The 21,733-nt window shown below is 74.4% G+C and carries 17 protein-coding genes and 2 rRNA genes (1 of these 19 cut by a window edge); all 19 read right to left on the bottom strand.

The window, feature by feature from the left end; all coding sequences use genetic code 11:
* Nucleotides 1–2: 2 nt before the first annotated feature.
* On the bottom strand, nucleotides 3–764 hold the full coding sequence (locus H7X46_RS11270; protein WP_186359350.1) for a pseudouridine synthase: 762 nt from the start codon (nucleotides 762–764) through the stop codon (nucleotides 3–5).
* Nucleotides 761–1,750, bottom strand: coding sequence for an SMC-Scp complex subunit ScpB (gene scpB, locus H7X46_RS11265; protein WP_370588709.1), 990 nt, complete (start codon nucleotides 1,748–1,750; stop codon nucleotides 761–763). The genes H7X46_RS11270 and scpB overlap by 4 nt, the downstream gene beginning before the upstream one ends.
* Nucleotides 1,743–2,747 carry a segregation/condensation protein A gene (locus H7X46_RS11260; RefSeq protein ID WP_186359349.1) on the bottom strand — a complete coding sequence of 335 codons (1,005 nt, stop codon included), beginning with the start codon at nucleotides 2,745–2,747 and terminating at the stop codon, nucleotides 1,743–1,745. The genes scpB and H7X46_RS11260 overlap by 8 nt, the downstream gene beginning before the upstream one ends.
* Nucleotides 2,744–3,637: a ParA family protein gene (locus tag H7X46_RS11255; RefSeq protein WP_186359348.1), complete on the bottom strand. Its 894-nt coding sequence runs from the start codon at nucleotides 3,635–3,637 to the stop codon at nucleotides 2,744–2,746. The genes H7X46_RS11260 and H7X46_RS11255 overlap by 4 nt, the downstream gene beginning before the upstream one ends.
* Nucleotides 3,638–3,893: 256 nt before the next feature.
* Nucleotides 3,894–4,763, bottom strand: coding sequence for a type IV toxin-antitoxin system AbiEi family antitoxin domain-containing protein (locus H7X46_RS11250; RefSeq protein ID WP_186359347.1), 870 nt, complete (start codon nucleotides 4,761–4,763; stop codon nucleotides 3,894–3,896).
* 129 nt (nucleotides 4,764–4,892) lie between these two features.
* The gene (locus H7X46_RS11245; protein ID WP_186359346.1) at nucleotides 4,893–5,816 is read right to left on the bottom strand and encodes a site-specific tyrosine recombinase XerD; all 924 of its coding nucleotides are present in this window, start codon (nucleotides 5,814–5,816) and stop codon (nucleotides 4,893–4,895) included.
* Nucleotides 5,817–5,820: 4 nt separating this feature from the next.
* A complete protein-coding gene (locus tag H7X46_RS11240) occupies nucleotides 5,821–6,813 on the bottom strand; it encodes an LLM class F420-dependent oxidoreductase (protein WP_186359345.1) in 993 nt (330 codons plus the stop codon).
* Between the two features lie 53 nt (nucleotides 6,814–6,866).
* Nucleotides 6,867–7,505, bottom strand: a complete 639-nt coding sequence (locus H7X46_RS11235) for an NUDIX domain-containing protein (RefSeq protein WP_370588708.1) — start codon at nucleotides 7,503–7,505, stop codon at nucleotides 6,867–6,869.
* Between the two features lie 285 nt (nucleotides 7,506–7,790).
* Entirely contained in the window at nucleotides 7,791–9,557 is a 1,767-nt protein-coding gene (locus H7X46_RS11230) for a CTP synthase (RefSeq protein WP_186359344.1), read from the bottom strand.
* A gap of 24 nt (nucleotides 9,558–9,581) precedes the next feature.
* Nucleotides 9,582–10,490 carry a copper transporter gene (locus tag H7X46_RS11225; protein WP_186359343.1) on the bottom strand — a complete coding sequence of 303 codons (909 nt, stop codon included), beginning with the start codon at nucleotides 10,488–10,490 and terminating at the stop codon, nucleotides 9,582–9,584.
* Nucleotides 10,487–11,665, bottom strand: a complete 1,179-nt coding sequence (steA, locus tag H7X46_RS11220) for a putative cytokinetic ring protein SteA (protein WP_186359342.1) — start codon at nucleotides 11,663–11,665, stop codon at nucleotides 10,487–10,489. Before steA ends, H7X46_RS11225 begins: the two co-directional genes overlap by 4 nt.
* 214 nt (nucleotides 11,666–11,879) lie before the next feature.
* A complete protein-coding gene (gene recN, locus H7X46_RS11215) occupies nucleotides 11,880–13,718 on the bottom strand; it encodes a DNA repair protein RecN (RefSeq protein ID WP_186359341.1) in 1,839 nt (612 codons plus the stop codon).
* Between the two features lie 90 nt (nucleotides 13,719–13,808).
* Complete coding sequence (locus tag H7X46_RS11210) at nucleotides 13,809–14,720, bottom strand: NAD kinase (RefSeq protein WP_186359340.1); 912 nt, start codon at nucleotides 14,718–14,720, stop codon at nucleotides 13,809–13,811.
* Complete coding sequence (locus H7X46_RS11205) at nucleotides 14,717–15,526, bottom strand: TlyA family RNA methyltransferase (protein WP_186359339.1); 810 nt, start codon at nucleotides 15,524–15,526, stop codon at nucleotides 14,717–14,719. Before H7X46_RS11205 ends, H7X46_RS11210 begins: the two co-directional genes overlap by 4 nt.
* 2 nt (nucleotides 15,527–15,528) lie before the next feature.
* A complete protein-coding gene (locus H7X46_RS11200; protein WP_186359338.1) occupies nucleotides 15,529–15,735 on the bottom strand; it encodes a hypothetical protein in 207 nt (68 codons plus the stop codon).
* Nucleotides 15,736–15,830: 95 nt separating this feature from the next.
* The gene (locus H7X46_RS11195; protein ID WP_186359337.1) at nucleotides 15,831–16,829 is read right to left on the bottom strand and encodes an HAD hydrolase-like protein; all 999 of its coding nucleotides are present in this window, start codon (nucleotides 16,827–16,829) and stop codon (nucleotides 15,831–15,833) included.
* Nucleotides 16,826–20,134 (bottom strand): hypothetical protein, encoded by a 3,309-nt coding sequence (locus tag H7X46_RS11190; RefSeq protein WP_186359336.1) that lies wholly within the window; start codon nucleotides 20,132–20,134, stop codon nucleotides 16,826–16,828. Before H7X46_RS11190 ends, H7X46_RS11195 begins: the two co-directional genes overlap by 4 nt.
* A 153-nt stretch (nucleotides 20,135–20,287) precedes the next feature.
* Nucleotides 20,288–20,404, bottom strand: a 5S ribosomal RNA gene (gene rrf / locus H7X46_RS11185).
* Nucleotides 20,405–20,521: 117 nt separating this feature from the next.
* Nucleotides 20,522–21,733, bottom strand: a 23S ribosomal RNA gene (locus tag H7X46_RS11180); it runs 1,876 nt beyond the window's last position.

Genomic DNA, 21,733 nt, shown 5'->3' with positions numbered 1-21,733 from the left:
CACTACAGTCCCACCGCCTTGTAGAGGGCGCCCACCTCGACCCGGTCCAGCGGGCGGAGCTTGCCGGGCTTCTGGTTGCCCAGCCGGACCTCGCCGACGGCGGTGCGCACCAGCCGCTGCACCGGATGCCCCACCTCGGACAGCAGCCGCCGGACGATGTGCTTGCGGCCCTCGTGCAACACCAGCTCGACGGTCGCCCGGCCCGGCAGCGCGTCGACCAGCTTGAAGGAGTCGACCCGGGCGATCCCGTCGTCGAGCTCGATGCCCTCCCGTAGCCGCCGCCCGAGGTCGCGGGCGATCTTCCCGTCGATCTCGGCGAGGTAGGTCTTGGGCACCTCGTACGACGGGTGCATGAGCCGGTGACCCAGTTCGCCGTCGTTGGTGAGCAGCAGCAACCCCTCGGTCTCGGCGTCCAGGCGCCCGACGTGGAACAGCCGCTGCGCCTCGTTCATGATCTCGACGCGGTCGGCGAGGAGATCACCGACGCAGGGCCGGCCGAGGTCGTCGGACATGGTGGAGTGCAGGCCGCGGGGCTTGTTCAGGGCCAGGTAGACCTGGTCGTCGCGCAGGGTGACCCGCGCGCCGTCGACGTGCACGACGGCGGTCTCCGGGTCGATCCGGCGGCCCATCTCTCGAACGGTCTCGCCGTCGACCTGCACGCGGCCCTGCGCGATCAGCTCCTCCGCGGCGCGCCGGGAGGCGACACCCGCGCGGGCCAGCACCTTCTGCAGCCGTACGCCGTCGGGGTCGTGTGGGGTACTCATGTCCATCCGTCCAGGTCGTCGATCGCGTCGATGTCGGGCAGCAGCGGCGCCAGCGGCGGCAGCTCCTGCACCGAGGAGAGCCCGAGCCGCTCCAGGAACAGCTCGGTCGTCCGGAACAGTGTCCCCCCTGTCTGTTCCTCGGTTCCCGCCTCCTCCACCAGACCGCGGGTGAGCAGGGTCCGCAGGACGCCGTCGCAGTTGACGCCGCGCACCGCCGACACCCGCGCCCGGGTCACCGGCTGCCGGTACGCGACGACGGCGAGGGTCTCCAGCGCGGCCCGGGTCAGCCGGGCCCGCTGCCCGTCGAGCAGGAGCTTCTCGACGTACGGGGCGTAGCGGTCGCGGGTGTAGAAGCGCCAGCCCTCCCCGGCCCGGCGCAGGTCGATGCCGCGCCGGTCGGCGGTGTAGGCCAGCGACATCCGGTTGAGGGTATGGCGGATCCGGGACGGGGTCTGGTTCAGCGTGGACGCCAGGGACGCCTCGTCGACCGGGGCGTCGACGACGAGCAGGAGCGCCTCGAGGGCGTTCTCCAGCTCGGAGTCGTCGGCGAGGTCGTCGGTGTCGTCGGTCGGCTCTGCGGTGTCGCCGGTTTCCTCGGGCTCGGGGTCGGGCTCGGGCTCGGGCTCTTCTCGCTCGGCCGGGCCGGCCGCGGTGTCGACCGTGTCGGATCCGGCCTCGGCCGGGCCGGCTGCGGCATCGACCGTGTCGGATCCGGCTCCGGCCGGTTCGGCTGCGCCTCGACCGGCCGCGGCTTCGACCGGGTCGTCCGCGGCCTGCGTCGCTGACGGCTCCGTCGCGGCGGGCTCCGTCGCGATCGGCCGTGTCGCGGCCGGCTCCTCACGGGTCCCGTCCGTCGGTGCGGCGCCCGAGCCGGACGGCCACGTGCCGGCGTGCGGGCTGCGGGGCACGGTGCGACCGATCAGCCGCATCAGCTCGGACGGGTCCTCCGGGTCGTCGGATCCCGGCCGGTCGTCCGGCTCAGTCACCTGCGGTCCCGCTCCCCTCGTCCACCGGAGCGGAGACCTCCCGCTCCGGGTCGTCGCCGCCGCTCGTCCCGTCCCCGTCCGGGGCGCGGTTGCGCTTCCGCCGCCGCGCGTTGCGGGCCCGTACCGCCTCCTCGGCCGCGGCGGCCTCGTCCTCGAGCGCGGCCGCGTAGGCGACCGGGTCGTCGTCGCGGTCGGCGGTCCAGGTGACGGTCAGATCCCCGAACGGCTCCGGCTGCTCGAGAGCCACCGACCGCTCCCGGTACAGCTCCAGCAGCGCCATGAACCGGGCGATGACCTCCATCGTCGCGACGCAGTCCGCGGTCAGCTCGGCGAAGCTCGCGACCCGGGCCGCGGCGAGCCGCTCGCGCAGCAGCTGGGCGTGCTCGGGCACCGACACCTGGGCCGCGTGCAGGTGGTCGACGCCCACCTCCTCCGGCGGCTTCGGCCGGAACACGGTGGCGGCCAGCTCGGCGAACGCCTGCGCGTCCACCCCAAGCAGCACCTCCGGCAGCAGCTCGGCGTAGCGGTCCTCCAGCGCCACCGAGCGCGGGAAGCGCCGCATCGCCCCGTTCTCCAGCTCGACGAACAGCTGCGCGGCCTCCTTGTACGCCCGGTACTGCAGCAGCCGGGCGAACAGCAGGTCGCGCGCCTCGAGCAGCGCGAGGTCCTCCTCGTCGTCGACCTCCGCGCCGGGCACCAGACGGGCCGCCTTGAGGTCGAGCAGGGTCGCCGCGACGACGAGGAACTCGGTGGTCTCGTCGAGGTCCGCGTCGTCGCCGAGGTCGGCGAGGTGCGCGATGAAGTCGTCGGTGACCTTGTGCAGGGCCATCTCGGTGACGTCGAGCTCGTGCTTGCCGATCAGCTGCAGGAGCAGGTCGAACGGGCCCTCGAAGTTCGACAGCCGGACGGTGAACCGGCGGGTCCGTGTCGCGGCATCGCCGACGTCCGCGCTGTCGAGGTTCTCCGGGACGCCAGGACCATCGGCGAGCAGCGTCACCGGGCGATGACCTCCCGGGCCAGCATCCGGTACGCGTCCGCCGCGTGCGACGTCGGCGCCCACGAGGTGATCGGCTCACCGGCGACCGTGGTCTCCGGGAACTTGATCGTCCGGTTGATGACGGCGTCGAACACCTTCTCCCCGAACGCCTCCACGACGCGGTCGTGGACCTCCTTGGTGTGCAGCGTGCGGGTGTCGAACATGGTGGCGAGCACGCCGAGCAGCCGCAGGTCCGGGTTCAGCCGGTCGGTGACCTTGTCGATCGTGTCCATCAGCAGCGCCACCCCGCGCAGCGAGAAGAACTCGCAGGCCAGCGGGATGAGGACCTCGTCGGCGCAGGCCAGCGCGTTGATCGTGAGCAGGCCGAGCGAGGGCTGGCAGTCGATGAGGACGACGTCGTAGTCCGGCAGGAACCGCTTCAGCGCCCGGCCGAGGGCCTGCTCCCGGCCGACCTCGGTGACCAGCTGGACCTCGGCGGCGGACAGGTCGATGTTCGACGGCAGCAGGTCCATGTTCTCGACGCCGGTGTCCTGCAGCACGTCGTCCGGGTCGGCGTCGCGCTCCATGAGGAGGTTGTAGATCGTCGACTCGAGCTGGTGCGGCTGGACGCCGAGCCCGACCGACAACGCACCCTGCGGGTCGAAGTCGACGAGCAGGACGCGGCGGCCATACTCGGCGAGCGCCGCCCCGAGGTTGATCGTGGACGTCGTCTTGCCGACGCCGCCCTTCTGGTTCGCCACGGCGATCACACGGGCCGGGCCGTGCACGGTCAGCGGCGCCGGCTCGGGGGCGCGTGCGCTGGTGCGGGGGGTGCCTCGCCCCGGGTCCGGCGTCGGCTCGTCGGCCGAGGCGTCGAGCCGGCCCTGGGGTTCGGGCCGCGTCGGGTTCATGCGGTCTCCGGTCTCGTCGTGGGTCGTGCCGTCCCGGGTCGCGGATCTCCCTGCACCGATCCCGACCGCACTGTAGGAATCGTCCCCACGTGCGGCAACGTGCCTCGCCGTACACGTCGCGAATGGATTTCGGGTCACCCTACCTGCGGGCCGTGACCGCCCCGCGGCGGCCCGCGCCCGGCGTGTCGCGCCGACGGTGATCACGGATCCGGAGCAGATGCGGTCATCCGTGGCCGGATCGACGACGGTTCGTGGATCACCGGCCGTTGCCGAGGGCGTGGCGGATCTGCGCGAGCACGCGCCCGGGCGCCGTCTCCAGGTCGTGCCAGGTCACCCGCAGGAGGGTCCACCCCGCGAGGACCAGCTCATTGCCCTTGCGCCGGTCGTTGCGGAACCGTGCGACGTCGGTGTGCCACGCCCAGCCGTCGAACTCCACGGCGACCCGGGCCGCGGGGAAGGCGAGGTCGAGCTCGTAGGGACCGAACCGGTACCCGAGCTCCCAGCCGCCGATCCCCGCATCGCGCAGCAACCGCACGAGCCGGCGCTCGGCTTCCGACGCCGCCCGGTCGGCCGCGGCCACGAGCAGCCGACGGACCTGTGCCGATCCGGTGGCACCGCAGGCCCGGCACCACGCGGCGTACACGGCGTCGAAGGTGACCCACCGGCGCTGCAGGGCCCGGTCCAGGAATGCGGCGCCGTCCGGGATTGCCGTGGCCGCTTCGAGGACCGTCAGCGGCCGTGCGGTCAGGGCGATGCCGTCGTGCACGGCGCGGTCGGCGGCCTCGAGGTCTCGTCGGCGCACGCACACCCCTCGGCGCGGTCGGCGTGAGGTCGTCCGGGGAAGGATCAGGGTGACGATCGCGGGCGCGCAGTCGAGCAGGCCGTACCACCATGCGGCCGCCGGGCCCGCGACCGTCCCCGACTCCCCGCCCCACAGCGCGACCGCGCGGATCCGGGCCCGAGGCCCGAAACGGTGGGAACCGTCCCTGTAGATCCCGGGGTACGGGGTGTTCCAGCGGCCCTCCCGCACCCACCGGCGAAGGGTGCGCGGGGCGACACCACAGCGCTCGGCCTGCGCCGTCGTCACGACGCCCCCCTGTGCCCGCAGCAGGGATGTCAGGTCCATCCCGGCATCGTCGGTACCCTCGCCCCTCCCCACGGCGGATCCCGGTCGTACCGCTCGCACCGGTGAACCGTGATCACGAATCGGGAGCGGATGCGGCCGTTCCTGGCCGGGTTCCCTCCCGATCCGTGATCACCCGCGGGCACGGGGGTGGGCGGTCGCGTAGACCTCGCGCAGCGTGTCGACGGTCACGTGGGTGTAGATCTGGGTGGTCGCGACCGAGGCGTGCCCGAGGAGCTCCTGCACCACGCGGACGTCCGCGCCGCCGGAGAGCAGGTGGGTCGCGAAGCAGTGTCGCAGGGTGTGCGGGGAGATCGACGCGACCGTCGACGGGGGCAGGCCGGACGCCTCGGCCGCCGACCGCAGCACGTGCCACGCGCTCTGCCGGGACATCCGGGCACCGCGGGCGTTGAGCAGCAGCGCCGGGTTCCCGGCCCCGCGGGCGGCCAGGGCCGGGCGGGCGCGCACCAGGTAGGCGTCGACGGCGGCCAGCGCGGGCCGCCCGACCGGCACGATCCGCTGCTTGCTCCCCTTGCCGTGCAGCAGGACCGTGCGCGCGCCCTGGTCGAGGTCGTCGAGGTCGGCGCCGACGATCTCGGAGATCCGGGCACCGGTCGAGTAGAGCAGCTCCAGCAGCGCCCGGTCCCGCAGCCCGGTCGGGGAGTCCGCGACGCAGCCCGCGAGGAGCTGGTCCACCTGGTCCACCGACAGCGCCGTGGGCAGCCGCGACGGCAGCGACGGCGGCGCCACCCCGGCGGCGACGTCGGCCGCCACGATGCCCTCCTGCACGGCGAACCGGTGCAGCCCGCGGACCGCGGCGAGCGCCCGCGCGGCCGAGGACGCGGCGAGCGGCTTCTCCCCGGTCCGCAGGGCGGTCACGAACCCGGCGACGTCGGCCTCGGTGACGGCGGCCAGGTCCGGACGGCCGAGCGAGGCCAGGTGGGCGGTGTAGCGGTCCAGGTCGAGCCGGTACGAGCGCAGCGTGTTCGCCGCCCGCCCGCGCTCGACGGCGAGGTGCCCGAGGTAGTCCTCGACCACCCGTTCCGGGGTGGGCACCGGGTCAGTCCCGCAGCGCCGGCACGACCTCGCGCTCGAACATCTCGAGGCCCGACCGGTCGTAGGCCGCTTCGGGGAAGTAGCAGACGGCGTAGCTCATGCCGGCGTCGCGGAGCGCGGACAGGTTCTCGACGACCTGTTCCGGTGTGCCGACACCGGGGAGCCCGCGGAACGCCGACAGCGCGCCCTCGGCCTTCTCCGCGCCGACGATCCGGGTGATCCGGTCGACGAGCGCGCGCAGCCGGTCCTCCACCTCGGCCTCGGTGCTGCCGACGGCGATGTTGTAGTTGGCCGAGCGGACGATCGCGTCGAAGTCGGTGCCGACCTCGCGGCAGTGGTCGGCGAGCACCGCGGACTTGTGCCGGAAGCCCTCGAGGGTGCCGTCGAAGTTGGTGTACCGCGCGTGCCTCGCGGCGATCTTCAGCGTGACCTTCTCCCCGCCACCGGCGATCCACAGCGGGATGCCGCCGTCCTGCAGCGGCCGGGGCGCGACGATCGCGTCGTCGACCTGGTAGTGCTTGCCGTCCAGGCTCGCCCGGCCCTCCCGCCAGGCCTGGTCGAGGATCCGGACCGTCTCGCCGAGCATCCCGAGCCGCTCGCCGGGCCGCGGGAAGCCGTAGCCGTAGGCCCGCCACTCGTGCTCGTACCAGCCGCCGCCGATGCCCATCTCGACCCGGCCCTTCGAGATGACGTCGCAGGTCGCCGCCACCTTCGCCAGGTAGGCGGGGTTGCGGTAGGCCGCGCAGGTGCACATCTGGCCGAGCCGCACGCGTTCGGTCGTCGCCGCGAACGCGGCCATCAGGCTCCACGCCTCGTGGCAGGCCTCGTCGGTGGGCTCGGGGACGGTGTGGAAGTGGTCGTAGACCCAGATCGACTCCCAGGCGTCCCCGCGGTCGGCGTGGTCGGCGAGGCCGCGCATGACGTCCCACTGGGCGACGGGGTCGATGCCGACGAGGTCGAGCCGCCAGCCCTGGGGAACGAACAGTCCGAAACGCATGCGGCGAGCCTAGGACGGCGGTGCCGCCCGGGCCGGGTACGCCACGGGTCGGATCAGTCGTCGCCGTCGCGGCGGCGGGCGAACCGGACCGGGCGGTCCACCCACTCGCTGCCGGTCGGCCGCGGGTCGTAGTCGCCGGTCAGCACCTGGCGTGCGGCGAGCAGCCCGGCGCAGGACACCGCGTTGACGATCTCCCCGGCGAACACCATCGCGACCGCGTCGTCGATCGGGATCCAGCGCAGCTCGATGTCGGCCTCCTCGTCGTCGCCCAGGTCCGGGCGCGCCTCCTCGACGAGGTCGCGGGCCAGGAAGATCCGCACGGACTCGTCGGAGAACCCGGGCGAGGGGACGACGTCGAGCAGCAGCGACCAGTCGCGCGCGACCAGCCCGGCCTCCTCGGTGAGCTCCCGGCCGGCGGTGACCGCGGGGTCCTCCCCCGCCACGTCCAGCAGGCCTGCGGGCAGCTCCCACAGCCGTCGCCGCACGGCGTGCCGGTACTGGAGCAGCATCCGCACCCGGTCCCGGTCGTCGACGGCGACGACGGCGACCGCGCCCGGGTGCTCGAGGATCTCCCGGGTCGCCACCCGGCCGCCGGGCATCACGACCCGGTCCGAGCGCAGCGCCATGACCCGGCCGGAGTAGATGTCGGTGGCCGACCGGACCGGGAAGTCGTGCTCGCCGGGGCGGATCACCGGACCACCTCCGGGAGCACGGGCGCAGGAACGCAGAACGACACGATCACGTCCCGCAGGGTAGTGGCACGCGGCCGGGCCGGGCTCCACGACGCCCGAGCGTGATCGCCGGCCCGGCGGGCGGTTCCCGGCGCGCGGCGGGTGGGCCCGGCCACCGGACGTGCGGCGGTGGGACGGGTGCCGGGCGCGCGGCGGTGGACCGGTGCCGGGCGGCCCGCATCCGGGACGACGCCGGTGGCGTCGACGTCCGGTGCCGGCGATCCACCGGCGCTCGAGGACTCCGCGTCAGCTGCCCGGCGTGCTCTCCACCGGGACGGAGCCGTTCGGACCGGCCGCCTCGCCGCCACCGGCCGGCTCGCCGTCGTCGGAGTCGCCGTTGCGGCCGGGCAGCTGGACCGGCAGCCGGTCCTCGGCCCGATAGCGCAGCGCCGCCTTCACGAACGCCGCGAACAGCGGGTGCGGCCGGGTCGGGCGGCTCTTCAGCTCCGGGTGGGCCTGGGTCCCGACGAAGAACGGGTGCTGCGAGGCCGGGAGCTCCACGAACTCCACGAGCGTCCCGTCCGGGGACGTGCCGAAGACCAGCCCGGCCTCGGACAGCTGCTGCCGGTAGGCGTTGTTGACCTCGTAGCGGTGCCGGTGGCGCTCGGAGACCTCCCGGGCCCCGTAGGCCTTCGCCGCGACCGAACCGGGCGGCAGCACGGCCGGGTAGGCGCCGAGCCGCATCGTCCCGCCCATGTCGCGTTCCCCGGCGACGACCTCGCGCTGGGTCGCCATCGTCGAGATCACCGGGTGCTCGGTGTCCGGGTCGAACTCCGACGAGCTCGCCCCGTCCAGCCCGGCGAGCTCGCGCGCCGCCTCGATGACCATGCACTGCAGGCCCAGGCACAGCCCGAGGGTCGGGATCCCGCGGGTGCGGGCGTGGGTGATCGCGCCGAGCTTGCCGCCGATGCCGCGGATGCCGAACCCGCCCGGCACGAGGACGCCGTCGACGCCGTCGAGCGCCTCCGCCGCGCCGGCCGGGGTCTCGCAGGTGTCCGAGGGCACCCAGCGGATCGCGACCTTGGAGTGGTGGGCGAACCCGCCGGCCCGCAGGGCCTCGGTCACCGACAGGTAGGCGTCCGGGAGGTCGACGTACTTGCCGACGAGCGCGATCGTCGCGGTCTCCTGCGGGTGGTGCACGCGGTCGAGCAGGTCCCCCCAGACGGTCCAGTCGACGTCGCGGAACGGCAGACCGAGCCGGCGGACGACGTAGGCGTCGAGGCCCTCGCGGTGCAGCACCTTGGGGATGTCGTAGATCGACGGCGCGTCCGGCGCGGCGGCGACCCCGTCGAGCTCGATGTCGCACATCAGCGAGATCTTGCGCTTCATCGCGTCCGGGATCTCCCGGTCCGCGCGCAGCACCAGCGCGTCGGGCTGGATGCCGATGTTGCGCAGCGCGGCGACCGAGTGCTGGGTCGGCTTGGTCTTCAGCTCCCCCGACGGCGCCAGGTAGGGCACCAGGGAGACGTGCAGGAAGAAGCAGTTGTCCCGGCCGACCTCGTGCCGGACCTGGCGGGCGGCCTCGACGAACGGCAGCGACTCGATGTCGCCGATCGTGCCGCCGACCTCGGTGATCACGACGTCGGGGGCGATGCCCTCGGCGTCGGGCTCGGCCATCGCGAGGACCCGGTCCTTGATCTCGTTCGTGATGTGCGGGATGACCTGCACGGTGTCGCCCAGGTACTCGCCGCGGCGCTCCTTGGCGATGACCTCGGAGTACACCTGGCCGGTGGTGACGTTGGCCCGGCCCTGCAGATCGCGGTCCAGGAACCGCTCGTAGTGCCCGATGTCGAGGTCGGTCTCCGCGCCGTCCTCGGTGACGAACACCTCGCCGTGCTGGAACGGGTTCATCGTCCCGGGGTCGACGTTGAGGTAGGGGTCGAGCTTCTGCATCGTCACGCGGAGCCCGCGCGCGGTGAGCAGCTGCCCCAGGCTGGACGCGGTGAGGCCCTTACCCAGCGAGGACGCGACCCCGCCGGTGACGAACAGATGACGGGTGGCGCGAGTCTGCACGGAGCTTCAGCCTACCGATCGGTCTCAGACGGACGGAACGGGGGCCGTCGAGCCCGCACCGGTGCCGTACTGCCCGGTCCGCCCGGCGTGACGTTCGGCGAGCGCGAGGACGGTCGCGAGCCGCCCGGCCCCCGTGCCGACCCCGTCGACGGTGGACAGCGGGCCGGGGTGCGCACGGGCCGCGCCGACCGGGGCTGCCGGGGACGCGTCCCGCCCGGCGAGCACCGCACCGGCCCCGCGGCGGTCGAGCTCGGCGGCGAGCGCGGCGGCGGTGGCGGCCGAGCCGGCGGCGTCCACCCCGTCGTAGGCGCCCCCGGTGACGACGACGGCCAGCCGCCCCGCTGCAGGCTCCCCCGCGGGCTGGTCGGCGAAGCCGGCCCCGGCGAGGCCCGCGAGCACCGCACCGGCCTGCTGCGGGTCGGGCGCGGGCGCGTCCGCGGGGGCGAGCAGGGCCGCGCCGAGCAGACCCCCCGCGAGGGTGCCGGCGTCGGAGGAGGTGGGCAGCTGCGCGCCGGACGGCAGCAGCCGGGCGGACAGGTCCCGGAGCTGGTCGGCGCGCGCCGGGTCGGTGACGGCCGGGGACAGCGCGACGTGCGACGCGACCGTCCCGCCTGCCGCGGTGACGAGGTCGGTGACCGCGCGGGTGTCGGCCGGCTCGGCCCCGAGCGCGACGACCGTGACCGGCACCCCGGCGAGGGTGTCCCGGACCAGGCCCGGCGCGATCCGGGTGGTGAAGTCATCGGTCGCGCGCTGCTGGGCGGCGAGCGTGTCGCGTTCGGCGCGGAGCTGCGCGACCTCGCCGGTGTCCGTGCGGGCCGCGACCGTGCTCGCGATCCGCTGCGGCAGCCCCACGGCCCCGACGACGACGCCGGCCACCAGGGCCAGCACGAACACGGTGACCAGGGCGACCCGGTGGTAGCGCCGCGAGATCACGCCGGGAACCAGGACCGGACGATCTCGAGGAGGCCGCGGGCCCACTCGAGCACCGCGGGCCCGGCGCCGGCGACGAGCACCGCGACGACGACGGCCACCAGGGCCACCGCGATCAGCAGCAGCAACAGCGGCACGAGCGAGGTCCGGCTGCGGTACATCTGCGCGATCATCGCGCCGTCGACGACCGATCCCCCGGCCTGCAGCCGGGTCAGGAACGTGGAGGCGTTGCTGCCCGAGCGACCGCGGTCGAGGAACTCCGCCATCGACGCCGACAGCCCCACGGTGACGATCATGCCGGCGCCGTGGTGGTGGGCGAGCAGCAGCGCGAGGTCCTCCGGGTTCGCCATCGACGGGAACGTCACCGCGCTGGCGCCGAGGTCCTGGACGCGGTGCAGGCCGGGGGCGTGCCCGTCCGGGAAGGCCGGGACGACGACGTCGGCGCCGCTGGTCAGCGCCTGGTTCGACACCTCGGACGGGTCGGAGACGATGAGGTCCGGCTTGTACTTCGCGGCGATCAGGGCGTCGGCGCCGGCCCCGACGCCGACGAGCACCGGCCGGTACTCCTTGATGTAGGCCTTGAGTCGCTTCAGCACCGCGGTGTGGTCGTACCCCGCGGCGACGACGAGCACCTGGCGGCCGTCGAGGTCGACGTCGACCTCGGGGACGCCGTGCCCGTCGAGCAGCAGCGACCGCTCCCGGCGCATGAACTCGATGGTGTTGGCGGCGAACGCCTCGAGCTGGTGGGTGAGACCCTGCTTGGCCTCGTCGAGCGCGTCGGCGACCGAGGCCTCGGTCTGCTCGCGGCCCTGGCCGAGCGGCTGCTCCCCGGAGTAGAGGACGCCGTCGTGCAGCCGGACCTTCGCGCCGTCCTTGACCGCGCGCAGGATCTCCTCGCCGCAGTCGTCGACGAGCGGGATCCCGGCCTCCACCAGCACCTGCGGGCCGAGGTTGGGGAACCGGCCGGAGATCGACGGCGCCGCGTTCACGACGGCGGCGACCCGCGCGGCCACCAGCGCGTCGGCGGTGGCGCGGTCGAGATCGACCTGGTCGAGGACGGCGATGTCACCCGGCCGGAGCCGGCGCAGCAGCGCCTCGGTTCGGCGGTCGGCGCGAGCCGGGCCGGTCAGACCCGGCAGCTCCGGTCGCGATCGGTGCAGCAGGCCGGACAGCTTCATGAGCGCACTGTGACACCTGGGACGCGAGTGGCGGTGCAGGCACGCCGCAGCGTGACCACAGCGTCATCCGCGCCGTCTCCACCCCCTCGCCCCCTCGCCACTCATGGAGCTTAAGTCCCGCGGCACAGGACTTAAGCTCCATGAGTGGCCAGGGGCGGGGCGTCTCGCAGGCGAGACCGGGCGGCGGGCGGCGGGCGGCGCGGGGCCGGCGGGGTCAGCCGGCCTTCCGGCGCCGTGCCGCGCCTCGGGTGCGGGCGCCGGAGGTCCCGGCCCGCCGGGAGCGGGCCCGCGCCAGGTCCGCCGGTGCGGACGCCGCCCGGTCCGCGTCGCGGTGTGCGGTCGCCGCGGCGAGCAGCTCCTCGGCGTGCGCCCGGCCGGTGTCGGTGTCGTCCATCCCCGCGAGCATCCGGGCCAGCTCCTGGGTGCGTTCCTCCTCGGACAGCCGACGCACGCTGGAACGGGTCTCCCCGGTGTCGGACGCCTTCTGCACGACGAGGTGCCGGTCGGCGTACGCGGCGACCTGCGGCAGGTGCGTCACGACGATCACCTGGTGCCGCTGTGCCAGCCGGGCGAGCCTGCGCCCGATCTCGACCGCGGCCCGGCCGCCGACACCCGCGTCGACCTCGTCGAACACCATCGTCGGGACCGGGTCGGAGCCGGCGAGCGCGACCTCCAGCGCGAGCATCACCCGGGACAGCTCGCCGCCGGAGGCACCCTTGTGCAGCGGCTGTGGGGCCGCGCCGGGGTGCGGGACGAGCCGGACCTCCACCTCGTCGACGCCACCGGTGCCGGCGTGGCACTCGCGGCCGTCGACGACCAGCACCGGTCCGCCGTCGCCGGCCGGCCGCGGCGCGACGCCGACCTGCAGCCGCGCGTCCTTCATCGCCAGCCCGGCCAGCTCGGCGGTGGTCGCCTCGGCGAGCCGCCCGGCCGCCTCGGTACGCGCAGCGGTGATCTCCGCGGCGTGTCCGGCGAGCTCGGCGGCCAGCTCGTCGCGGCGGCGGGCCAGCTCGGCGAGGGCGCCGTCCGAGGTGTCGAGCCCGTCCAGGCGCTCGCGGGCGGACGCCGCCCACTCCAGGACACCATCGGTGTCGGCGGCGTACTTGCGGGTGAGCGCCTTCAGCTCCGCCTGCCGGGCGAGGACCTGGGACAGCCGCTCCGGGTCCGCGTCGAGCCGGTTCAGGTAGCCGGACAGCTCGGCGGCCGCGTCGGCCAGGACGGCGATCGCGTCGGTGAGCCGCGGCCCCAGCTCGGCCAGCTCCGGATCGCCGCTGCCCTCGGCGAGCCCCTTCGCCTGCCCGGCGAGCCCGACCGCGCCGGGATGCTCGCCGTCGTCCGAACCGGACAGGGCCGCCCGGGCGCCCTCCGCGGCGGCGCGCAGGTCGTCCGCCTCGACCATGCGACGGGCCTGCTCCACGAGCTCGCGGTCCTCCCCCGGTTGCGGGTCGACGGCCTCGATCTCGGCGAGGCCGTGCCGCAGCATGTCGGCCTCCTGGGCGAGCCGGCGCGCGTTGTCCCGGCGCTCGGCGAGCTCGGCGACGACCTTCAGCCACTCGCTGCGCACCGCCCGGTACGCGGCGAGCGGGACCGCCACCGCGTCACCCGCGAACCGGTCCAGCAGGGCCCGCTGGTCGGAGCTGCGCAGCAGCCGGAGCTGGTCGTTCTGCCCGTGCACGGCGAGCTGGGCCTCGGCGAACCGGCCGAGCACGCCGTTCGGCACCGAGCGGCCGCCCAGGTGCGCCCGGGACCGGCCGTCCGCAGAGACGGTGCGCGCGGCGATCAGCGAGCCGTCGTCGTCCGCCTCCGCGCCCACCTCGTCGGCCAGCTCCAGCGCGCCCGGCGACGCCGCGAACCGCCCCTCGACCACGGCCCGCCGGGCCCCGGCGGACACCCGGGACGACTCGGCCCGGCCGCCCCCGAGCAGGGTCAACCCGGTCACGACCATGGTCTTCCCCGCCCCGGTCTCGCCGGTGAGCACGGTCAGGCCCGGGTCCAGCTCCAGGGTCGCGTCGTCGATCACGCCGAGTCCCTGGATCCGCATCTCGGCCAACATGGGTGGGACCATACGTTCGAACCCCGACGGTCGCAGCACCGACGCGCGAACGGATGTTCGGGCGGTCGGTCCGGTGCGGCGAGCGGTCGATCAGGTGTTCGAGGGACGCCCGCGCCATCCCCGGACGGGCAGGTCGAACTTGCGGACGAGCCGGTCCGCGAACGGCTGCGCGCCCAGCCGGACCATCCGCACCGGTTCGGGGGCGCGGCTCAGCTCCACCCGCGCACCGGGCGGCACGGAGATCGTCCGGCGGCCGTCGCAGTCGAGCACCCCGGCCGGCCCGTCGGCGGAGACCTCGATCGCGACCGCGCTGTCCGGGGCGATCACCATCGGCCGGGCGAACAGCGCGTGCGCGTTGCTCGGGACCACGAGCAGCGCCTGGACCTGCGGCCAGACCAGCGGCCCGCCCGCGGAGAACGCGTAGGCGGTCGACCCGGTCGGGGTCGAGCAGAGCACGCCGTCGCAGCCGAACGACGACACCGGCCGGCCGTCGACCTCCAGCACCACCTCGAGGATCCGGCCGCGGGTGGTCTTCTCGACGACGGCCTCGTTCAGCGCCCAGGTCCGGCCGAGGATCTCCCCGTTCAGCCGGACGACGGCCTGCAGGGTCGTCCGCTCCTCGACCTCGTAGGCGCCGGCGGCGAGCTTCTCGAGTGCCTCGTCGAGGGTGTCCTCCTCGGCCTCGGCGAGGAAGCCGATGTGCCCCAGGTTCACGCCGAGCAGCGGGGCACCGGCCGGGCGGGCCAGTGCCGCGGCACGCAGCAGCGTCCCGTCACCGCCGAGGATCAGCACGGCCACCGCGCCGCGGGCACAGTCGGGCCCGGCGGGCACCTGCACCGGTGCGAGCCCGGGCGGCAGGTCCGGCTCGACCGCGAGCTCGGCCCACTCGTCGGCGAGCACCCGGGTGCGCACGCCGAGCCGCCCGAGCTCGTTCATGACGTGCACGGCCGTCTTCCGGTTGGCGGGCCGCCCGGTGTGCAGGACCAGCAGGATCTCCCTCATGCCGGCCCGTCCGCGACGGCCGCCGCCAGCACCGCGTCGAGGTCGCCGGTCGCGCCCGGCTCGCGCCGCAGGTGCAGGAAGTACTCGACGTTCCCGGACGGCCCCGGCAGCGGGCTCGCAGCCGCACCGAGCACCCGCAGACCCAGCGCGACGGCAGCCGTCGCGACCTCGCGCAACGCCTCGGTGCGCAGCTGCGGGCTCCGCACCACGCCGCCGGAACCGAGCCGCTGCCTGCCCACCTCGAACTGCGGCTTGACCATCGGCAGCAGGTCCCCGCCGGGTGCGGTGCAGCCCGCGAGCGCGGGCAGCACCGTGCGCAGCGAGATGAACGACAGGTCGGCGACGGTGAGGTCGACCGGGCCGCCGATCTCCTCGGGCCCGAGCGCGCGGACGTTGGTGCGGTCGTGCACCCGGACCCGCTCGTCGGACTGCAGCCGCCAGACCAGCTGGCCGTAGCCGACGTCGACGGCCACGACCTCGCGGGCCCCGCGGCTGAGCAGCACGTCGGTGAACCCGCCGGTCGAGGCCCCGGCGTCGAGGCACCGCAGTCCGGCCGGGTCGACGTCCGGGAACGCCTCGAGGGCCCCGAGCAGCTTCTTCGCGCCGCGGGATGCCCACTCCGGTTCCCCGTCGCCGGGCTTCACGACGACCGGGGTGTCCCGCTCGACGAACGTCGCCGGTTTCCCGGCGGGCAGGCCGTTGACCGTGACGCGGCCGGCCGCGATCAGCTCGGCGGCCTGCCCGCGGGAGCGGGCGAGCTTGCGCCGGACGAGTTCGCTGTCCAGGCGCGCACGGGTGGGCGCCACGCTCAGCCCCGTTCCGACCCGGCGGACAGCGCGCGGCCGAGCGCGGCGTGCACCCGTTCGAACGCGGCGGGGTGATCGGCGACCGGGCGCCCGTCGAGGTCGTCGAGCCCCGCGACGGCCTCCTCGACGTCGGCACGCAGGGCGGCGACGGGGCGCTGTTCCGGCGGCCGTGGGTCACCCGGACGCGGGCCGGGGCTGGGGTCGGTCATCGATGATCTCCGGGGACGGGGGACTCGCGGGCCACGGTAGCCGAAGCCACCGACGGGCGGCGGGTGGTACGGGCAGCACCGTCCGGCCCGACGGGTCAGTCCCCGAGGCCGAGCTCCCGCAGTACGGCCGCGGCCGCGTCGCCGTCGGCGGTCACCCGGGCGTCGCCGTCGTGCGCCCACGCGGCCGCGCACAGCGCCCGCAGGGCGTCGACCGCCGGTTCGGCACCGCCGCCGTCCCCGGTGAGCCGCAGCCCGTCCGGGCCGGCCTGCACCCGCCAGCCGTCGCGCGGGCCGAAGACCAGCTCGTCCGGGTGCCGGGTGAGCGCGGCGAGGTCGGCACCGAGATAGGTGGGCCGCAGCTCCGGCGGCGCCGCGAGGAGCTCCGCCGCGCCGCTCACCCCGGTCAGGACCATCAGCGAGGGCGCGCCCAGCGCGTTCGCACCCTCGATGTCGGTGTCCAGCCGGTCACCGACCACCAGCGGGCGCGTCGCCCCGCCCTGGGCCTCACGGAGCAACCGCGCACCGGGCTTGCCCGCGACCTGCGGTTCGCCACCGGACGCCGTGCGCACCACGTGCACCATCGACCCGTTGCCGGGCATCGGTCCGCGTTCGGTCGGGAGGGTCGCGTCGACGTTCGTGGCGACCCACCGGGCGCCGGCACGGACCGCGACGACGGCCTCGGCCAGCTGCCGCCAGCCGGTGTCCGGCGAGTGTCCCTGGACGACGGCGGCGGCCCCGTCCGCGGTCTCGACGACCGTGAGCCCGCGGGCCCGGACCTCGTCGGCCAGCGCGGACGTCCCGACCACCAGGACCGGTGCGCCGGCGGGCAGCTGCTCGGCGAGCATCGCGGCCGCCGCCTGCGAGCTGGCGCGGACGTCCCCGACGGCGGCAGGGAAGCCCAGCTCGACGAGGTGAGCGGCGACCTCGGCCGGGCTGCGGGACGCGTTGTTGGTGACGTACACGGTCGGCACCCCGCGGTCGGCCGCGCCGCGCACGGCCTCGACGGCCCCGGGGACCACGGCGGGCCCCCGGTAGAGAGTGCCGTCGAGGTCGGCGAGCAGGACGTCGTGCCGGGACAGCAGGTCGTCGGTCATCGGTGATCCCCTTCCGCGGCGCCGGTGCCGCCGGATGTCTCCGCGGTGCCGGTGCTGCTGGGCGTCTCCGCGGTGCCGGTGCCGCCGGAGCTCTCCGCGGTGCCGGCATCGTCACCCCCGGTCCGTTCGGTCCGGGGGTCGTCGCCGACCGGCCGGGCGGTCCCGGCACGGTCACCGACGGGCTTCTCGGTCGGGAGGTCGCCGCTCCCGTCGGGCCCGGCTCCGCCGCCCCGTACCGGGTCGTCGCTCCCGGTGCCGCCACCCGGCTCGCGGTCACCCGGCGCGCCAGTGGGGACCGCTCCGGTCGCCGCATCCCCGGAGGGAGCGGCGCCGGTCCGGTCGTGCTCGTCCGCGCCCTCGGCGGTGTCGCCGGGGCCCTCGACCGGGACGTCCTCGTAGCCGATGGACAGTCCGTCGTCGTCGGGGGTGGGCAGCTCCTCACCGGTCAGCTCGGCGATCCGCACGGCCGCGTCGGTCCGCCCGTCGGTGTCGGCGTCGTGGGCGTGCACGAACCACTGCACGGCCTCGGACTCGCGGCCGGCGGCGAGCAGGTTGTCGGCGTAGGCGTAGAACAGCCGGGCGCTCCACGGGTCGCGGCGGCGCTCGTCGAGCTCGGGGACCTGCAGCCCGACGACGGCCGCGTCCAGCTCGCCCAGGTCTCGCCGGGCACCGGCCGCCACGATCAGCAGCTCGATCCGCTCCTCGGGGCCGAGGTCGCGTGCCTCCGGACTGCGGGCGAGGTCGATCGCCCGCTCCGGCCGCCCCAGCGCACGCTCGATGTCCGCCATGACGTGCACGTGTCCGGGCCCGCCACCCATCCGCCGTGCGGCGCGGAACTCGCCGAGAGCCTCGTTCCACTCGCCGGCGTGGTAGGCGACGATGCCGGCCGCCTCCCGGACCACGGCGATCCGCGACGCCCGCCGCCGCGCGTAGCGGGCGTGCTCGAGCGCCAGGACGGGGTCCTCGTCGACGAGCACGCCGGCCGCGACGAGATGCCGGGCCACGGACTCGGCGGTCTCCTTCTGCAGCCCGCGCAGGTCCCGCCGCACGCTCGCGTCGAGGTCCGAGGCCGACACGGAGTCCGGCAGCGATGGCTCGGCGACGAACGTCCGCTCGGCCGACTCGGGGATGCGCCGGGGGCGCCCGCCCCGGTCCGGTCGGTCCTCCCGCCGGCCGGCACGGTCGTCGCGACGGCGCTCGTCCCGCGGGCCGCGGCGGTCGCCCTGCTGCCGCGGACGACGGTGCCCGCGCTCGTCGTCCCGGTCACCCGCGACGGCGGCGCGGCGCTCCGGCGCGCCCGGCTCGCGGGCCAGCGCGGTGCCGTCGGCCGTCTCGCCGGGCTCGCGGATCGGCGCAGCGCCCTCGGCCGTCTCGCCGGGCTCGCGGATCGGCGCAGTGCCGTCGGCCGGTGCGCCGTCACCGTCGACCGGAACAGTCCTGTCGACCGGACCGCCGGCCCCGTCGACCGACCCACTGCTGTCGGCCGGGGCGCCGGACTCGTCGATCGCCGCCGTGCTGTCGATCGGGCCGGCAGGCTCGCGAACGGGCGTGGTGCCGTCGACCGGGCTTCCGGCCTCGTGGACAGCCGCATTGCCGTCGGCCGTAGTGCCGGCCTCGGGAGTCGTGTCGGCCGGGCCGGTCGCGCCGGCGGGGCGCTCGGGCCCGGTGTGCTCGTCGTGCCGGGGGCGTACCGGTCCGACCTGCTCGCCGGGCGGAACGTCGAGCCCGTCGACCCGGTCGAGGTCGTCCCGGGCCGGACGGTGATCGTCTACGCCGCGCGGACGGCGCTCGGCACGTTCCGCACCCGGCCGCTGGGCTCGATCCCCGCGGTACGACCGATCGCCGCGATCACGGTCGTCCCGGCCCCGGTACGGCCGGTCACCGCGGTTCTCGTAGGACCCGCCGCCACGGCCGGACCGGCGGTCGTCCCGCCCGCCGAACGAGCGGTCGCCCCGCTCCTCGTACGCACGGTCACCACGGTCCTGGTCCGACCGCTCGTCCCGGCCCCGGTACGGACGGTTGCCACGGTCCCGGTCGGGCCGGTCGTCGCGGCTCCGATACGGCTGGTCGCCCCGCTCCCGATACGGGCGGTCACCACGGTCCCGCTCGGGGCGGTCGTCCCGCCCGCGGTACGGGTTGGCGCGCCGCTCCTGCCGGTCGTCCCGGCCCTGGTACGGGCGGTCGCCACGGTCCCGGTACGGGCGGTCGTCCCGGCCCCGGTACGGACGGTCACCACGGTCCCGGCCGGACCGCTCGTCCCGACCCCGGAACGGCCGGTCCCCACGATCCCGGTCCGGGCGGTCGCCACGGTCCCGGTACGGGCGGTCGTCCCGGCCCCGGTACGGGCGGTCGCCCCGGCCCCGGCCGGACCGCTCGTCCCGACCCCGGAACGGCCGGTCGCCATGCTCCCGGTCCGACCGCTCATCACGACCCCGGAACGGCTGATCGGCCCGGCCCCGGTCCGACCGCTCATCCCGACCCCGGAACGGGCGGTCCTCGCGGTCGCGGTACGGGCGCTCCCCCCGGTCAGGGCGGCCCCGCTCGTCGCCGCCCCGGAACGGCCGGCCACCACGGTCCTCGCGCCGGGCCGGTCCACCACGGTCGTCGCGGGGCCGGTACGAGCCGCCGCGCCGGTCGTCGCCGGACGATCGGCCCGCCCGGTCGGCGCGGAAGGGTCGGTCGCCCCGGTCGTCCTCGCGTGGCCCCCGCGCGCGGTCGCCGCCGCCGCGGGAGGGCGCGTCCCGCCGGTCGTCGCGGAACGAGCGGCCGCCACGGTCGTCGCCGCGGCCCCGGTTCCGGTCCTGGTACGAGCGGCTTCCGCGCCGGTCGTCCTCGAAGGAGCGGCGAGGCCCGTCACCGGGCCGGGATCCTCCGTCACGGGGCGGGCGGCCCCGCCGGTCCTCGCTGTCCCGGGAGCCGGTTCGGGGCCCGCTGCCGCGGTCGTCGGCACGGTAGCTGCGGTCGCCACGATCCTCGGACGCGCGGCCGCGGAACGGTCGGTCGCCTCGGTCGTACGACTCACGGCGCCCGGGGCCCTCCGCCGCCGACCGCCCGCCGGGCCCGTTCGGGTTCCAGGACGAGCCGGTCCTGCGCTCGTCCCGGCCGCGGCCGCCCCGATCGTCACCACGGTCGCCGCGCCCGGCGCCGCCCCGGCCCGACCAGCCCTGGCCGCCGTCCCGGCCACCGCGTCGCCGGTCGTCGGATCCCCGCGACCCACCGGCCTGCGCTCCGCGGCCGCCGGGCCGCTCGGTCCGCCGGCGGTCACCGCCCTCCCGGCCGTCGCCGGGACGTTCCCCGTCCGTCACGCGCTCAGGGTACAAACGAACACCGTCACTTCCGCGGTCGAGGACCGCTCCGAGCGAGCCGGCTCCCGGTGTCGACGGGAACGGCCACGAAACAAGAAAAGGGGAGCCCGCGCGGTGACAGCACCGTTGCGGACTCCCCTTTCTGAGGTTGAATGTCGGCGGCGACCTACTCTCCCACACCCTGACGAGTGCAGTACCATCGGCGCTGGAAGGCTTAGCTACCGGGTTCGGAATGGGACCGGGCGTTCCCCTACCGCCATAACCACCGACAACACTATCCAAAAATAAACCCCACAAGAAACCCTCGCAGGGCCCAACCCACACAACCACCCCGACACGGGCACGGTTGTGGACTCAGGGTCACACAGTGGATGCGAACAACACGTCATGGCAAGCCCTCGGCCTATTAGTACCGGTCAACTCCACCCCTCACAAGGCTTCCATCTCCGGCCTATCAACCCAGTCATCTCCTGGGAGCCTTACCCACTCAAAGGTGGTGGGAGACCTCATCTTGGAACAGGCTTCCCGCTTAGATGCCTTCAGCGGTTATCCCTCCCGAACATAGCCAACCAGCCGTGCCCCTGGCGGGACAACTGGCACACCAGAGGTTCGTCCGTCCCGGTCCTCTCGTACTAGGGACAGCCTTCCTCAAGTCTCCAACGCGCGCGGCGGATAGGGACCGAACTGTCTCACGACGTTCTAAACCCAGCTCGCGTACCGCTTTAATGGGCGAACAGCCCAACCCTTGGGACCTACTCCAGCCCCAGGATGCGACGAGCCGACATCGAGGTGCCAAACCATGCCGTCGATATGGACTCTTGGGCAAGATCAGCCTGTTATCCCCGGGGTACCTTTTATCCGTTGAGCGACACCCCTTCCACCAGGAGGTGCCGGATCACTAGTCCCGACTTTCGTCCCTGCTCGACCCGTCAGTCTCACAGTCAAGCTCCCTTGTGCACTTACACTCAACACCTGATTACCAACCAGGCTGAGGGAACCTTTGGGCGCCTCCGTTACCCTTTAGGAGGCAACCGCCCCAGTTAAACTACCCACCAGGCACTGTCCCTGAACCAGATCATGGCCCGAGGTTCAGACACCCAATTCGACCAGAGTGGTATTTCAACAACGACTCCACGACCACTGGCGTGACCGCTTCCCAGTCTCCCACCTATCCTACACAAGCCGAACCGAGCACCAATACCAAGCTATAGTAAAGGTCCCGGGGTCTTTCCGTCCTGCCGCGCGTAACGAGCATCTTTACTCGTAATGCAATTTCGCCGAGTCTGTGGTCGAGACAGCGCCCAAGTCGTTACGCCATTCGTGCAGGTCGGAACTTACCCGACAAGGAATTTCGCTACCTTAGGATGGTTATAGTTACCACCGCCGTTTACTGGCGCTTAAATTCTCCGCTTCGCCCCCAAAAAGGCTAACGGGTCCTCTTAACGTTCCAGCACCGGGCAGGCGTCAGTCCGTATACATCGTCTTGCGACTTCGCACGGACCTGTGTTTTTAGTAAACAGTCGCTTGGGCCTGGTCTCTGCGACCACCCACCCCTAGCCCGTCAAGAGCTTCAAGGCAGGTGGCCCCCCTTCTCCCGAA

The sequence above is a fragment of the Pseudonocardia sp. C8 genome (genome assembly GCF_014267175.1).
Taxonomy (GTDB): domain Bacteria; phylum Actinomycetota; class Actinomycetes; order Mycobacteriales; family Pseudonocardiaceae; genus Pseudonocardia.
The sequence above is the reverse complement of the archived record's forward strand: the minus strand, read 5'-3'. Positions and strand labels throughout refer to the sequence as shown.